The 14642-nt window shown below is 57.2% G+C and carries 12 protein-coding genes; 3 read left to right on the top strand and 9 right to left on the bottom strand.

Features of this window, described 5'->3' with window-relative positions; translation table 11 throughout:
* Positions 1-148: 148 nt before the first annotated feature.
* Positions 149-2140 carry a methyl-accepting chemotaxis protein gene (locus AC1D2P_RS17835; protein ID WP_460163937.1) on the bottom strand — a complete coding sequence of 664 codons (1992 nt, stop codon included), beginning with the start codon at positions 2138-2140 and terminating at the stop codon, positions 149-151.
* 393 nt (positions 2141-2533) lie between these two features.
* On the opposite strand from AC1D2P_RS17835, the gene AC1D2P_RS17830 reads away from it, so the two are divergent.
* On the top strand, positions 2534-3067 hold the full coding sequence (locus AC1D2P_RS17830) for a hypothetical protein (RefSeq protein WP_046033059.1): 534 nt from the start codon (positions 2534-2536) through the stop codon (positions 3065-3067).
* Positions 3068-3112: 45 nt separating this feature from the next.
* Here the strand turns inward: AC1D2P_RS17830 and AC1D2P_RS17825 are convergent, their stop codons facing one another.
* Positions 3113-4108 carry an aldo/keto reductase gene (locus AC1D2P_RS17825; protein ID WP_109786474.1) on the bottom strand — a complete coding sequence of 332 codons (996 nt, stop codon included), beginning with the start codon at positions 4106-4108 and terminating at the stop codon, positions 3113-3115.
* A gap of 118 nt (positions 4109-4226) precedes the next feature.
* Between AC1D2P_RS17825 and AC1D2P_RS17820 the strand changes: the two genes are divergently transcribed.
* A complete protein-coding gene (locus AC1D2P_RS17820) occupies positions 4227-5153 on the top strand; it encodes a LysR family transcriptional regulator (RefSeq protein WP_477758135.1) in 927 nt (308 codons plus the stop codon).
* Here the strand turns inward: AC1D2P_RS17820 and AC1D2P_RS17815 are convergent.
* From AC1D2P_RS17815 to AC1D2P_RS17795, 5 genes are all read right to left on the bottom strand, one after another.
* Entirely contained in the window at positions 5142-6077 is a 936-nt protein-coding gene (locus AC1D2P_RS17815) for a GNAT family N-acetyltransferase (protein ID WP_109786472.1), read from the bottom strand. The genes AC1D2P_RS17820 and AC1D2P_RS17815 overlap by 12 nt on opposite strands.
* Entirely contained in the window at positions 6077-7366 is a 1290-nt protein-coding gene (locus tag AC1D2P_RS17810) for a phenylacetate--CoA ligase family protein (protein ID WP_477758134.1), read from the bottom strand. The genes AC1D2P_RS17815 and AC1D2P_RS17810 overlap by 1 nt, the downstream gene beginning before the upstream one ends.
* Positions 7367-7430: 64 nt before the next feature.
* A complete protein-coding gene (locus AC1D2P_RS17805; RefSeq protein ID WP_477758133.1) occupies positions 7431-9833 on the bottom strand; it encodes an acyl-CoA reductase in 2403 nt (800 codons plus the stop codon).
* 1 nt (position 9834) lies between these two features.
* Complete coding sequence (locus AC1D2P_RS17800; protein ID WP_109786469.1) at positions 9835-10965, bottom strand: LuxE/PaaK family acyltransferase; 1131 nt, start codon at positions 10963-10965, stop codon at positions 9835-9837.
* 21 nt (positions 10966-10986) lie between these two features.
* Entirely contained in the window at positions 10987-12228 is a 1242-nt protein-coding gene (locus AC1D2P_RS17795) for an MFS transporter (RefSeq protein WP_223525519.1), read from the bottom strand.
* A 556-nt stretch (positions 12229-12784) separates the two neighbouring features.
* Between AC1D2P_RS17795 and AC1D2P_RS17790 the strand changes: the two genes are divergently transcribed.
* Positions 12785-12973, top strand: a complete 189-nt coding sequence (locus AC1D2P_RS17790) for a hypothetical protein (RefSeq protein WP_109786467.1) — start codon at positions 12785-12787, stop codon at positions 12971-12973.
* Here the strand turns inward: AC1D2P_RS17790 and AC1D2P_RS17785 are convergent.
* Both AC1D2P_RS17785 and AC1D2P_RS17780 read right to left on the bottom strand, forming a co-directional pair.
* Positions 12963-13364 carry a fe2+ zn2+ uptake regulation protein gene (locus AC1D2P_RS17785; protein ID WP_046033069.1) on the bottom strand — a complete coding sequence of 134 codons (402 nt, stop codon included), beginning with the start codon at positions 13362-13364 and terminating at the stop codon, positions 12963-12965. The genes AC1D2P_RS17790 and AC1D2P_RS17785 overlap by 11 nt on opposite strands.
* 265 nt (positions 13365-13629) lie before the next feature.
* Positions 13630-14631 (bottom strand): FecR family protein, encoded by a 1002-nt coding sequence (locus tag AC1D2P_RS17780; protein WP_109786466.1) that lies wholly within the window; start codon positions 14629-14631, stop codon positions 13630-13632.
* Positions 14632-14642 lie beyond the last annotated feature (11 nt).

Below are 14642 nucleotides of genomic sequence, written 5' to 3'. Positions count from 1 at the left end.
CGATAGCAATGTGTCAGCCAGCATAATTGTTGACTGACACACCGCTATCGCGAGCAAGCTCGGCTCCTACAGGTACAGGTACAGGTACAGGTACAGGTACAGGTACAGGTACAGGTACAGATTCGGGTTCAATTCAAGGTTCAGGCAATCACCGAACCTTGAACCGCCCCATGATCGAGCTCACCCGCGCATTGGCTTCCAGCAATTGCCGGGTATTGAGCTCGCTGGCCTGACCACTCTTCACCAGTTCTTCCACCATGTGGCGGATCTGCACCATGCTGCGGTTGATCTCTTCGGTGACCGCACTTTGTTGCGAGGCGGCGGTGGCGATCTGGGTGCTCAGGCTGTTGATGTGGCTGACGGAACCGGCCATTTCATCCAGGCCGGAGTTGACCCGTGCAGTCGCATCGGCGGCGGACTGGCAACTGGCCTGGGTGTTTTCCATCGCACTGACCGATGAGCTGACACCTTGGGTCAGGCGCGTCAGCATTTCATTGATCTGCGAGGTGCTGTCCTGCGTGCGGCCGGCGAGGGCGCGGACTTCATCGGCAACCACCGCAAAGCCTCGTCCTTGCTCACCGGCCCGCGCGGCTTCGATGGCCGCGTTGAGCGCCAGCAGGTTGGTTTGCCCGGCGATGGCACCAATGACCCCGAGAATCTCGGTGATGCGTTGGGCGTCCTGCTGCATGCTTTCAACCTTGTGGGTGGCGCTCGCCACCTCTTCGATCAATGCAATCACGCTGCTGGACGCTTCGCCGACCACTACCCGCGAACGGTCGGCGTTTTCGTTGGCGCGCTTGGTGAAAGCGGCCGTCTCGGCAGCGTTTTGCGCGACGCTTTCAGCGGTCGAGCTCATTTCGGTGATGGCGGTGACGGTCTGATCGGTTTCCGAGGCATGACGCACCAGAATCTGACTGGTATGCGCCGAGGTACGTTGCAGATTATCGAGGCTGGACGCCATTGCGCCGGTGGCCTGGGTCACTTCACCGATCATGTTCTGCAAGTAGACAAGAAACGCGTTGACCGAATGACCGATGGCGCCCAGTTCGTCTTCGGCGCGAATGATGATGCGCTTGGTCAGGTCGGCGTCGCCGGTCGACAGCGCATCGATATTGCCCTTGAGGATTTTCAAGCGCTGGACCAGTTGGCGGATCGCGTAGATCTGCAGCATTGCCAGCAGGATCACCATCGGAATTTGCAACAGGCTCAATGTGCTCAGGACGTCATCGCGCTGGGCGGTGATCAGTTTGGTCGGCAAGGCCGTGGCGAGAAACCACGGCGAGCCTTCGATCGGGCGCATGAAGAAGGTGCTGTCTTCACCGTTGTTATCAAATTCGACGCGCTGCGACGGGTCGCGGTTTTGCAGGCCGGCTTTCACTAGGTTGGCGAACGGCGAGTTGCCTGCCAGTTCACTGATGTTTTTCAGGACAATCGGGCCGCTGATGCGCGAACTGTTGCTGATGATCTTGCCATCGGCTTCGACGATCAGCATTTCAGCGCCGAGGTCTTTCTCCTTGCGTGCGATCAGGTCGTTGAAGAAGCCCAGCGTCACGTCGATGGTCGAGACACCGTACGCCACGCCATTTTTCTGAATGGCCATGGCGCAGTTGGTGCGTGGCTCGGCGCTGGCGTCATCTTTGTAGGCTGCCGCCCAGGCGCATTGGCCTCGTGGTGTTTGCATGCCGCCCTTGTACCAGGCCTGGTCGTAATAGTTCGGCGCGGCGTCGCTGTTCCAGAAGGCATTGGCCGCCAGCTTGCCCGAGGCGTCGCGGTGCCAGAAAGTGCTGAACTTGTTTCGCCCGGCTTCGCGCTGGCCGGGCAATGGCCAGATCCCGCCACCGAACACTTTCAATTCACCGTACTGATCCACCAGGCCTGGCAACACCGTGTCAATGGCAGCGCTGTCGAGCAAAGGAATGGTTTGGGTAATGCTGCGCTGCTGGGCCTGAACCTTGTTCAGTTCACCCTGAATTTGCTGGGCGACTTCGGCGATGCGATTGAGGGCGACCTGTTCCTCGGTATGGCGCAGTTTAGGCGCAACCAACTGGCTGATGCCGGCCACCGTCAGGCCAAACAGCAGCAGGATAAACAGCACCAGAAATAGTGTGTAGCGACCCTGAATGGTACGGAATGGGGGCATGGGACCGGTCCTTGTGTGCAGCACTTTTATTATTGGGCTTGGATTAAGCGGCGGTGCTTCGTCGGGCTATCGGCCTGCGCAGGGATAGCTTTAGGTACGACCGTCCAAGGTTGGGAGGTGTGATAGCGAGGCGTCAGGCACTGAGCGTATCGAGTCTGAAATAAACGAACTAACCAAGGCGTACAAAGAGCCTGTTCAGTTGTTCATACGTTTTATGGACAGTGTGTTTAGAGCAATAAAACTAAACACTTGATCGTTTGTATTTGAAATGTACGGAAATTGTAAAAATATGGAATAAGTTGTTGGTGTGGCCAGTTGCCACGCCGATACTCGCCGACTTTAAACTCGGTCGGACAAGGAGTTGTTTATGGTGACGCAGTCGGGAATTCAGTCATGACTATCGGCTATACCGGGGGCTGGACGGCCAAGGCCGGTCTGCTGATTCAGAACACAGGTAGCAACGGCAAGCCTGTGACGCAAAACGCCAGAGTCAAGCAGATGCTGGCATTGGTGGGCACCAATCCCAACGCGCTGAATACGGCGAAAATGGATGAACAAAAACTGCATAGAAACGTTAAAGGCTTCGACCCGGCCAATGTTTCGTCGAAACAACTGGGCAATCTCGCCGCCTTCTTACGAGGCAGAGGGCTTATTTCTGATATCACCTCGATGACATTGATGAACGCCGGTGACAAGTTTGACCGGTTCGGGGTACAGAACGACCCGGATGCGAAGTTTAATGCGCTGGAATACTTTGCCACCCAACTGGACACCATCCAGAACAACAGCATCAAAGGTGACAAGTACGCCGTTGGCCTGATCCCGGAATACAAGACGGCTATTTACGTGCTGCAGAACTTGCACACTTATGGCAAAGGCAACGGAACCACGGTCCCTTTGGACAAGGGCGTCAACGCCAAGGCATGATCGGTTGCCGGCCCGTTCCGGACAACGAACGGGCCGGCAATGTTGTCAGCGGTCAAGCAACTTCATGACTTCCTCCGGGTAGCGCAAGCCTGCCGTCGCATTTGCCGGAAAGATTCCTTCCAGCGCTTGCAGCTCGTCGCGGCTGAGTTTTACCTCCAGGGCGGCGACGTTTTCTTCAAGGTATTTACGCTGCTTGGTCCCTGGAATCGGAATCAGGTAGTCACCTTGCGCCAGTACCCAGGCCAACGCCAACTGACCGGCTGTCACGCCTTTGTCTGTCGCCAATGCCTGTACCTGCTGCACCAGCAACAGATTCTTCGCAAAGTTTTCGCCTTGGAAACGCGGACTGAAACGCCGGTAGTCGTCTGCCGCGAAGTCATCCGGGCTTTTTAACGCACCCGTCAGAAAGCCGCGCCCCAATGGACTGTAGGGCACAAACGCGACGCCCAATCGCTGGCACGCGGCCAGGCAACCGTTCTCTTCCTGATCGCGACTCCACAACGAATACTCACTTTGCAGCGCACTGATGGGATGCACCTTGTGCGCCCGTTCCAGCGTGGCGGCCGAGGCTTCGCTCAAACCGAGGTAACGCACCTTGCCGGTCTTGACCAACTCGGCCATGGCGCCGACGGTTTCTTCGATGGCCACCTGCGGATCGATCCGATGCTGGTAATACAAATCCAGGGTTTCCACGCCGAGGCGTTTGAGGGTGCCGTCGATAGACGTGCGAATGTATTCCGGCCGTCCATTGACGCCCCGTGCCGTGGGGTTGGACGGGTCGCGGACGATCCCGAATTTGCTCGCCAGAAACACCTGCTCGCGTTTGCCGACAATGGCTTTGCCAATCAATGCTTCGTTGGTGTGAGGGCCGTACATGTCGGCGGTGTCGAGCAGGTTGATCCCCAATTCGAGCGCACGATGCAGGGTGGCAGTGGCCTCGCGGATGTCCACGCCCGTGGTGTAGAAATCGGTCATGCCCATGCAGCCGAGGCCAATGGCGGAGACTTGCGGGCCGTTTTTGCCCAATTGACGTGTTTGCATGAAATCAACTCCCTGTGGTGTGAGCGCACAGTGTCGACCTCGACAGAAACAAGATAAACCGGCTAAAACTGCTATCACTGTTCGTAAAATCTAAATAATCAGCAAGAGCACCACAGCAATGGACCGTTTCAACGCCATGCGCGTATTTACCCGAATCGTCGAGCTCGGCGGGTTTGCCAAAGCGGCGGACAGCCTGCAATTACCCCGGGCATCGGTCACTGTTTTGATCAAGCAACTTGAAGCGCATCTCGGGGTGCAACTGCTGCAACGTACTACGCGACAGATCAGCCTGACCCTCGACGGCGCGGCGTATTACCCCCGTTGTGTGCGATTGCTGGCAGACCTGGAGGAAACCGAAGCGGTATTTTCCGCCGCACGGAACAACCCCAAAGGGCTGCTGCGTGTGGACATGCCGGCGGGGATAGGGCGCTTGATGGTGATTCCGAAGCTGCCCGAATTCACCCGCCGTTATCCGTTGATCGAACTGGAGCTCGGGTTGAACGACCGTCCCGTCGATCTGATTCGCGAAGGTGTCGATTGCGTGTTGCGCGGTGGCCAGGCACTGGACGATTCATTGGTGGCACGGCCATTGGTCATGCTGGATCAGGTCACGTGTGCCAGCCCGGACTATTTGCAACGCCACGGAACGCCTCAGTGTCTGGAAGACCTCGAAGGGCATCGGATGGTGGAGTACTTCTCCGCGAGCACCGGCAAGCGTTTCGGGCTCGAATTCCAGCTCGGCGATCAAGTACAGCACATGGATTTACCCAAACAGGTGTCGGTGAACAGTGCCGACGGCTATCTGGCCTCCTGTGAGGCCGGGTATGGGCTGATTCAGACGCCGTATTACCACGTCGCCCGCCAACTCGAGGAAGGGCGACTGTGTGAAGTACTCGCGAACGTGCCGCCACCGGTGATGCCGCTGACGGCGCTGTATCCGCCTCACCGCCAGTTGTCTCAGCGCGTGAGGGTGTTTGTCGACTGGCTGGTGGAGCTTTGCGCGCAGCCGGGTCTTAACGTTTACAAGAAGGACTCAAGCGGCTGAACACGCGGTGTCCAGTGCCCCGACGTTGCGCTGCAAGTCGTCGTGCAACTGTTGCATGTCCGGGCAATGCAGGCTGAGGTGGCGTGGCCTCGCCCCTCGATGAAACAGGGCGAACCATCCATGGTCGCCGGGAGCGGGCATCAACCCGGTGAAGGTGAAACCGAGCATCGTCATTCGCTGCAGGTCCTCGGTGAAGTGCTGTGACAACTGGAGTTTGGCGCAAATCAGCCAATGGCCGGGCAGCCGCCAGAGTTGGTCCAGCAGGCGCTCGTTCAAGCGGTGAATGACGATGACGTAGCGTTGATAGTGTTGGCGGATTTGCAACGGCATCGAAGGTGGCGATGCCATGAGCTGGCACGTCCCGAACACCGCGCTCAAACGCTGCATCAACCTGCGGCAACTCTCCGGCCATGCGAGGTCGGGAAGGGGGCGAGCGTGTTCTTCCACCGAGTAGCAACCGATCACGATGGTTTCCGGCAGAGGCGCGGTGAGTGGTGACGGCGCGTAGTCGGGAAGCAGTCCCGTGCTGTGAAAGCCAATGCCGAACGCCATGCGCTGCGTGTAGGGATGGTGGGTGACTTGTTTGATCAGGATGCGCTTGACCCCCTGTGCTTGCGACAGGAACAGCAATTCCCGACTCAGATGTGACGAGATTCCTCGCCCTTGCGCGGCCGGATGGACCACGCTGAGGGCCAGTTCAGTGGTATCTGAGAGCGTGTCATGGCATAACGCGGCGTGTCCCAGAACACGTTCGCCGTCCACCGCCAGCATGGATGTCCAGTGGCCGTCGGCGTTGTGCTGGCTGATCATGTTTGGCAGATAAACATCCGGTCGAGCGTAATGATCCCCGTAGACCTCGCGAAACAACTGGCTTACGGCGCTCCCATCACCGGGTTGGTAGCGGCGATAAACAAGCTTGAACATCACATGCGCTCCGTAACGGGGGTGTCGTATACCCGCAGGTCCAGGACCCGCATCTGTTTGCCGGAGCGCGGGTGAAGTTTCAAATCAGTGACCGCGCAGGACAATACGCGCAAGGTCAGCAACCCCGCGCGATTCAGTTCCTCAATGCCGGGATAGTGGTCGACCAGTGCTTTATGCAGCGCGTCGCAGGTGGGGACGGAGGCGGTTGAATGCGTGTCAGGTACCCACCTCACCGTTACGATATCCCTGCATTCTTCTTGCTCGATCACCAACTGCCATTGCTCACTGGAAGCGACACGCTGCAGGATCTGCAGGATTTCGTCGACCAGAAAGGTCACCGAACCCACCCGAACTCGCTGACTGTGGGCGCTACGTCCCTTGAGTGCGAATTTGCGCATCGGCGTCGTGGCCGGCTCACGCCAACAAGCACGGTCGCCTACCGGATAACGCAGCATTGGCATGAGTTGGCGGGTCAGGTTGGTGACCACCAGCAAACCGGTGCGATCACACTCTTCAATGACTTCTCCGGTGAGTTCATCGACGATTTCCAGCAACGTGTGCGGTTCAAACGTCCGATGCTCACCCAAGGCGCAATCACGAGCGCTGGCCCCGATCAGGCCAGCATCGACGCTGGCGTAGCCGGCGGAGGCAATCCGCACATTGGGGAACACTGTTTTAAGGACGGCGATTTGCGAGGGAAACAGACTTTCGCCGCCGTACAGCAAGGTTTCAACTCCCAGCAGCGCCCGATGGTGTTGGTGCAGGTAGGCGGCAAATTGCAACAATTGAGCGGGTATGCCGGCCAATACATTGATCCTGTGTTCATCTACCGCGTCGGCCAGTACAGCCATATCGACGTTACCCGTGAAGGGAAACTCGCAGATGGATTTTTTGACCTGCGCGAGTGAGTCGTGGAAGAACACAAAGCTCGCGTAGAGATCGCCGGAAAAGAACAGATTGGCGACGCGGTCACCGTTCTCCAGTTGGGCAGAAACACTGGCACCGAATGTGCCCACCAGCGTCTGCCATTCGCTGTTGGTATAAACACTCAGTTTGCCATGGCTGGTCGATCCACCGGTTTTGAATACCAGCCCGTCCTCGATTTTGCCGGTCAGCACGCCCCAAAGATTCAAATCATCACTGTCTGCCCAATAGTCAGCCGTATTGGTCAAGGGCAGGTCATTTAGCGTCACGTCTTGCGCCGGCAAGTGTTGCAGATGTTTACGGTAGAAGTTTGAATGCTGCCGTATATAAGGCACGAGTTGTTCAAGCGAATAAATTGAATTCACTGGGTTCTCTATCTATCAGGTGTTTCAGGGTTAAAAGACATGTCGCTGTAAAATAGCGATCTATTTATGTTCGTTTATCAATGACCAACGGAGTTTTACCGCTGTGTGTGTTTCTAGTGAACGCTGATTCAGCACACTCTTGAACGTCCACCGATAAAAATGAATCATTCACCGCGTTAGCCAGTGATTCATCAGTCAATAGATTGTGTAGAACTTCATCGGCGTCTGAATTCACCAGAACACGCAGCCGTTCCATACCGTCCGGCGCATGGTCCAGGAGGATTTGAATCGGTCGGCCGACGCTGTCTTGCAACGCCTGCGGTGAAATGAATTGTGTGCCGATCCGCAGCAACTTGCCGTGGCGCTGAAGCAACTCGAATCGCGGCGAGTCGAGCCCGCAAGGGCAAGCTCCGGGTACCCAGCGACCGGTGTCGCCCACGTCATACCGGTGCACATCCTGACCTTCCCGCGCCCGGGAAGTGAACAGTAAACGACCGACCTCATCGGCCCGAACCGGCACATCCTGTTCGATGTGTACGATCTCCAGGTGCTGGGTATCGCACATCAAATGAAACACCCCATTGGCCGTCGCGGCGCAGGCATGTCCAAGAGGGCCTGCGTCGACCGAGCCATAGATCGCCGAGCGAGTCTCTTCCACCCCACAACTTTCCATCAGCCGCAGGCTGGCCTCAGCCGGGTGTTCGCCGCCGAGGAACACTTTGTCGATGCCGCCATAAGCCCGAAGAAGCTCCTGTTCATTGAAGAACAAGCGGTGCAAGGTGCTTGGCATGCCGATCAGCACGGTGACGCGGTGGTCCACGATCATCCGGGCTATTTCGCTGAAGTCGTCATTCGGCGGTGCCCCCATCGGGAAGTGGGTCACACCCATTTGTTCAAGAATCGTGGAAAAACTGAAAAAACCGCCGTACAAATTACCGCCGTAAAACAGGTTCATCACCCGGTCCGTAGCAGGATTTAGGCCTGCGGCAAACATGCCATCGGCGGCTGCGCGCATCTGTCGCTGGAAGTCGCGATAACTGAATCCCGCCAACGCCGGTGTACCGCTGCTTCCTCCCGAACGAAAGTAAAGCTGTGCCGCGGCACTGACTGGCTGAGTCATGAACGCGTTTTTATCCATGATCGGGGCTTGGCGTGTGTCGGGCTGCACAGGTCGCGGGTCGAGTGTCGCCCGGACGATCGCCGCATCCGGTGACAAGCTCACCGAGAGGCGACGGCTCAGGCGAGACAGGGCGTAGACGCCGTCATGCGGCTCACCGGTGTAGCCATCGTGAATAAACCCGCAAGGCGCAATGCGCGTGACCCCGGCGCTGACCAACGTGCGCACCAGAAGGGGAGTTTGTGTGGGAGAACATATCAATGCACAGCTCTGCAGCACGGTGCGCCACGGCAATAACGTCTCGGCGATCAAGTGTTGCGGCACCGGTTTAAGTAGCAGCGTGCGAAACAACGGCGACGGCGCCAACGTTTGATCGTGCTCCCAGATGATTCGCCATCCGGCGCCGGTCCAGACCTGACCGACCTTGTCCGCAAAGCACTGCTCCAGCCGGGCCATGGCAGTTCGGGTGATGATTTCCGAAGCTTCCTGATCTGTCGGTACCAGCGCCGGCCACTGCGGGGCGCGACGATTGAACGCTTCGACCAGTCGTTCACCCAGGCCCTGCAAGACACCCGGGTCGCAGCTGTCGACGAGCAACCATTGCGGGCTGGAGCAGGCCTGTTGATCCAGACTGCAAACCTCGTCCACCAAAGCATCCAGCATTGGAACAGTGGCCGCGTCTGGCGACAGGTAGGCGAAACTGATTCTGTGCCCCCAATCGATCCAGCGACAGCCGGCGCGCAGGTGCTGGCGAATGGCGTGAAGGGCCATTTCACCCCCCCAGGCCGACACACCATCAGCGTGAGCGCAAAGTTGAGGGATCTGCGCCGTGCTGACAGGCAAGACCGCAATGAAATCGGCCAGTTTGCCACTGTTGTCGCACTGCGCCAGGGCGGCGAGCAGCCGCGCAGTCAATCCTTCATCACTGGCGCTGGGGCGCAGCCAGTTGATGTTGCCGGCCAGCAGGCTTTCGACGACCGCGCAGAACGCCAGCATCGGGGCATTGCCCGGTGTCACATGAACCACCAGTCCCAGTGGGTGCCAGCTTTCAAAACTCGTTTGCCGGTAGTCGATTCGGCGTAGCGAGCGTGGTTGAACGCCCAGTTCTCGCTCAAGCTTTGTACTGAGATTTTCGCGTTGGCAGAAGTCGATTAGCCCTTGGTGTTGTTCTTCATCGAGGGGTAGATCAAGCCGATTGGTCTGTAATCGCAACGCAAAACGAGCGGCGGTTTCGATCACGGTGTCACTGTCGATCGGCCCACTCAGCAGGCGTGGCAGTTGTTGGTGTAGACGCTCAAGCGTTGACTCAAGAGGGACATCGTCACGCAGTTGGCCATTGATCAAATACATGTCACATCCCTCCAATAAGTTCGGACGCGGCCATCGCGCAGCTTCGGCTGGCAGAGGTTCCGGCGCGTCCATGCAGTTCAAACCAGTCGGTCGCCAGGCCGCACCCGCAGGTTGCGCCGGGGTGTAGCGTTGCCAGATCGCTCATCACTACGGCATGCGCCGGGCTTGAAGAAATGTACGGCGACACAAACCCAAGCAAGCCGCGCTGGCCATAAGGCTGGACGCTGAAATCAGTGGGGTTGCGTACGAAGACTTTTGAATACACCGGCACATGGAAGTGCTGGTGAGCACACTGGACGTAGGGCACGGCGTGTTCGACGGCACCAAAGCCATCCCGGCAGCGGGACAACTCGATACCCAGTTGGCGATTGATTCGCTCATACAGCTGTGACAGAGGAATCTGCTGTGCGGCCTGGGTTTTCCAGCCGCCACCGAGAAACACCAATGACTCGGCTGGCAGTTTGAGGTCCGCGATGCCGGTGTCGATCATGTGTTGCAGCGCGTGGGACAGGAACGCCGGAAATCCGAGAATGCGCACGGGCAAACCTTCTTCGGCGAATTCCTGCAAGGCGCGGACGATGCCAAACAGATCAAACGCGTGGCCACTGCCAGTCAGGCGCAATCCGTAAACGACCCGGTTGACGGGCGCATAACTGCATAAAAACTGATCGGTGTAGGCGGTTCCCAGACTGATGGTCGCTTCGGGTTCATAGCTCAAAAGCAAGTAGTTGCAGGGGCTGTCGGGGGTGTCCCAGCCGTAATGTCGGAAAATGTGGTTCACCATGCCTTGGGCTGCGGCCATGCTTCGCGTGTCATAGCGCATCCGGCTTTTTTGGCCGCTGGTGCCTGACGATGTCAGCTCCAGCGCGCCTTCGCCCGACGGTCCCAATAGTAAATGGCGTTTGAAAAAGTTGGCGAAAACCGGCGGCAATCTTGACCAGTCATCCATCGACATTAACGCCTTGGCATCCAGTCCATTGGCGTGCAGCCAGCGTTCATAGCCAGGTGTGTACTGGCAATGGAACAGACTGATTTCGCTCATCGCCCGATCGAACAGGCCGTCTGGCACCGAATCCAGACAATAGGGTTTCGTTAGCGCGCACAGCGCATCGGTGTGAGGTAAATGGATCATCAAAAGACCTTTGCTCAGGGATCAGGCGGCAATCGCGACAGCGTTGCGCCGGAAAAGAAATCGCAGGGGCCATAGGCACAGGAGCCCCGCGATACCCGCCATCAGGGAGAAGGATTCATGGCTGTTGCCGGCGCCGGCGGCTGCGAGGATTGACCCGCCGCTGCCCATGACCATGATCGAGAGCATGCCCACCATGGCCGAGACCAGGCCTTTGCTGTCGTCGCTGGTAAATAACGCCAGGCGATACAGTGCGGCATTGCTCATGCCCAGGCCGACGGCGTATAGCGCCAGGCACGCGATCAACCAGGGAGTCGACGCACCGAAGGCGCTGAGGATGACCAATGCGATGAGCCCTGCGCACAACGGCCAGAGCGCGTATCGAATCAACTGTGGGATGTCAGTCTTGGCGATCAATCGGTTGAGTATCAGGTTGCCGACAATGACGGCAGCAAATACCGGGATCTGCCACAGTCCGTATTCAAGCGGTGATAACTTCAGGTTCTGCATCAGCAACACCGGTGCCAGCCCTATCCAGGCAATCAAGGGCAGGCTCATGATACCCAGCGCGACAGTGGCGTTCAGGAATCGCCGGTTGGTGAGCAACGCCGCATAGCGACGAACAGTGCCGCGCCATTCAAACGGCACAGCCACCAGGCGCACACCGTCATGGCGCAATGTGCCCACGGTTTCCGGCATGAACAGGTAAAGCCCCGACCAGACCATTACGCCACCGATTCCCAACAGTAAAAACAGCTCCCGCCACGTCAGCCACTCTAATAGCAGGCTGCCAAGCAACGGCCCCAGGAGGGGAGAAAGCAGTGCCACGTTGCCCAGCAACGCCATGATTTTTACTGCGTCGGCTTCGCAGAACACTTCTTGCAAGGCGGGATAGCTGACAGCAATGACAAACCCCAGGCCCAGCCCCTGGATCAGGCGTAATCCGTTGAATGCATAAATGCTTTGCACACCGAAGGCAGCGCTACACGCCAGAGCGAATACCGCGCAGCCGATGAGTAACATTTTGCGGCGACCGAAGTGGTCGGAGAGAGGCCCGATAAGCCATTGCAAAAGTATGCCTCCCGCCAAATACAGATTGAAGGCAAAAGGAACATGTCGGGCACTGGCGTTCAGTTCATGGGTGACGGTCAACATGGCGGGCATGATCATGTCACTGGCCATATAAGTGAGTAGTTCGAATAATGTTATTGCGAAGCAAAAGCCAAGCAAATGAGACGGACTTATGTTTATCAAAGGCCTGTGCATGGTTTTCCTGTTTCGCTGCAAGTTGATTAACGGACTATCGTTTTGCACGACAAGAGTAGTCATTGAGTAGGGGCGGTTCTAATCAATGAATGAGACCCGGTGTTTCAAAGGTATTCACTATATTTCGATGCTGGTACAAGTGTTTGAAGGGGGTGCAAAACTAATGAAAATGCCCGCAGCAGGGGCGGGCATTAGTTAAGTGTTTTTTGGAAGTTTCCTACAAATAAAAGTGAATAAGGTTGGCCCTTTGAGTCATTCGGAAGTTAGCGATGTTCATAATAACCGGGTCCGCCACGGTCATAGTGGTGGTCGCCGTGCCAGCCACCATGGGGGAAAACGATGCAGCCACTCAAGGCCAGGAGTGCAAGCAGGGGAATCAGCTGTGTGATTCGACGAAACATTTCAAAATCCTCATGGTTACGCCGCTATGGAGCCAAAACTCGTCATCGGCTGTAACATGAGACTCCGTTTGCAGCGCATCATCCCCGCAGAAAGGTAGGGGGTTGGCATGCATTCGGATACAAAGTGGATACTTTTACAGGTTCAGGAACTGGCAATGACTCAATCGCAACGTTTGAAATACTCGATTTTGATCTCTCTGGTCGTGCTGGGGATCATGTTCGGCCTTTCGTATTTGCAAAATGAAGGTGTCATCACTGAGAAGGTGTTTCAGTACATCGCCATCGGTGTGGCGGTGATCGTGGTGGTGATTAATGGCGTGATGCGTCGCAAGGTCAAGCCTTGAGCGATGCATCTTGAGCTGAGGGCTCGCGATGGAGCATGGCTATGGCGTGCGGATGCAGGCTGTAGCTTTTGTCCGGATTGAGCATGATCACGCCTTCGCTGCACAATCGTTTCAACACTTCTCGCACACTGAGGAAGGACAGGGGAATATCCAGGTCCATCAACTGGCTATGTACACCGCGCACGCCAAGGCTGCGTTCGTTTTCGGCGGCGACCAGCAAGGCGTCGATCACTTTCAGGCGAATCAGGCTGGTTCGCAGGCCAAAGCTTTTAAGCAGCAATCTGATCCGTTCATTGACATGGTGCTCACCGCGTTGCTCGAAAATTGCGGTGCCCATGGCTGGGCTTGTGGGCGCGTTGCTACCGTCCGTTGGCAGATGCGAGTTGTACATGCAAAAACTCCTTTTCCGAACCGGCCAGGAAATGTGATGGGTGCTTTCATTCATTGAGTTGAACGAGCACGACAAATAATGAGGGCCGGAATGTAGAAAATTTGTCGGCAGTATGTGAGTGGCATGTGATGACGGTCATCTGGAATGCCGTTGCCGGGTCACTTTTTTGTCTTTTGTTTTCGCACGAGGATTCTGTGCCGCACTCCAAAAAGTGCGCCTGGAGGGTCAACCCGGCGCGACCACACCCGCCACAGGATTGCGGCCTTCAGCTTTTGGGGGCTTGTTGCGGAATGGAATTGATGACCGGGTTACCGTCCTGGTTTCGGGTCAGGTAAACCGGTAGCACCTTGGGCAGAGATGCCACCAGGTTGTTCAGGTCCTTGATGTTGTAGATACCGCCAAGGCGGATCTGGCCGGTGCGGTGATCGGCCACCGTGACGGGTTTGCTCAGGTAACGATTGATCAGCGGCAAGACATCGATGAGCGCCAGATCATCGACGATGAGTTTGCCACTGCGCCAGGCCAGGGCATTATCGCCGGAAGAGGTTTGACTGATTTGCGGTGTGTAGTCGCCCTCGCTGTAGCGCGCTTGCATGGCGGGCCCCAGAGATAAACCATTGCCGGGAAGGTCATCGTTACTGGTGACCAGCAACGAACCTTCGATCAGGTTCACACGGACCTGATCTTCGTACATCCAGACATTGAATCGGGTGCCGGTCACCCGAATCCTGCCGCTGGCGGCCTTGACGACAAACGGGTGCACCGTGTCAGGGTGGACGCTGAAGAAGGCTTCGCCTTTTTTCAACGTCACCCGACGTTGATCCTTGTAGTGGCTGAACGTCAACTCACTGCCAAGGTTCAGTTCAACCTGGGTGCCGTCGCTCAGGGTGACCTGACGGACCGTGTCGCTGGCTTCAAAGTGCTGGTACGAATCAGGGAACCACCCCAAGTTCCAGCCGCTGAAAGCCACGAGCGGCAGCACCACTGCGCAAAACGCGACGGCGATGCCGACACGGCGCCACGGCATGGCGGGTCTGGAGCGAGCAGCGGGGTCGTCCGCTTTGGCGCGCGGTAACTCCCCTGCGACCTCCCAGATCTCCAGCATGGCCTCGTACTCAATCGCATGCAGCGGATGAGCGTCACGCCATTGTTCGAAGGCGACCCGCTCCTGGGCCGTGCAGTCGATAGCGTGCAGACGCAAGCACCAGTGCGCTGCGGCATCGGTGATCGCGTCATATTTGGCTGGCAATGGAGAATTGTCGGTCATTGACTCGTCCT

This window comes from Pseudomonas sp. P1_F1_2 (assembly GCF_056405815.1).
This window is presented reverse-complemented; position numbering and strand designations above follow the sequence as displayed.

Excerpts from the sequence above, each read along its gene's own strand:
- AC1D2P_RS17800 (WP_109786469.1), bottom strand. The coding sequence starts at position 10,965 with ATGATCCATTTACCTCACACCGATGCGCTGTGCGCGCTAACGAAACCC.
- AC1D2P_RS17805 (WP_477758133.1), bottom strand. The coding sequence starts at position 9,833 with ATGTATTTGATCAATGGCCAACTGCGTGACGATGTCCCTCTTGAGTCA.
- AC1D2P_RS17780 (WP_109786466.1), bottom strand. The coding sequence starts at position 14,631 with ATGACCGACAATTCTCCATTGCCAGCCAAATATGACGCGATCACCGAT.
- AC1D2P_RS17785 (WP_046033069.1), bottom strand. The coding sequence starts at position 13,364 with ATGTACAACTCGCATCTGCCAACGGACGGTAGCAACGCGCCCACAAGC.
- AC1D2P_RS17815 (WP_109786472.1), bottom strand. The coding sequence starts at position 6,077 with ATGTTCAAGCTTGTTTATCGCCGCTACCAACCCGGTGATGGGAGCGCC.
- AC1D2P_RS17825 (WP_109786474.1), bottom strand. The coding sequence starts at position 4,108 with ATGCAAACACGTCAATTGGGCAAAAACGGCCCGCAAGTCTCCGCCATT.
- AC1D2P_RS17830 (WP_046033059.1), top strand. The coding sequence starts at position 2,534 with ATGACTATCGGCTATACCGGGGGCTGGACGGCCAAGGCCGGTCTGCTG.
- AC1D2P_RS17835 (WP_460163937.1), bottom strand. The coding sequence starts at position 2,140 with ATGCCCCCATTCCGTACCATTCAGGGTCGCTACACACTATTTCTGGTG.
- AC1D2P_RS17795 (WP_223525519.1), bottom strand. The coding sequence starts at position 12,228 with ATGCACAGGCCTTTGATAAACATAAGTCCGTCTCATTTGCTTGGCTTT.
- AC1D2P_RS17820 (WP_477758135.1), top strand. The coding sequence starts at position 4,227 with ATGGACCGTTTCAACGCCATGCGCGTATTTACCCGAATCGTCGAGCTC.
- AC1D2P_RS17790 (WP_109786467.1), top strand. The coding sequence starts at position 12,785 with ATGACTCAATCGCAACGTTTGAAATACTCGATTTTGATCTCTCTGGTC.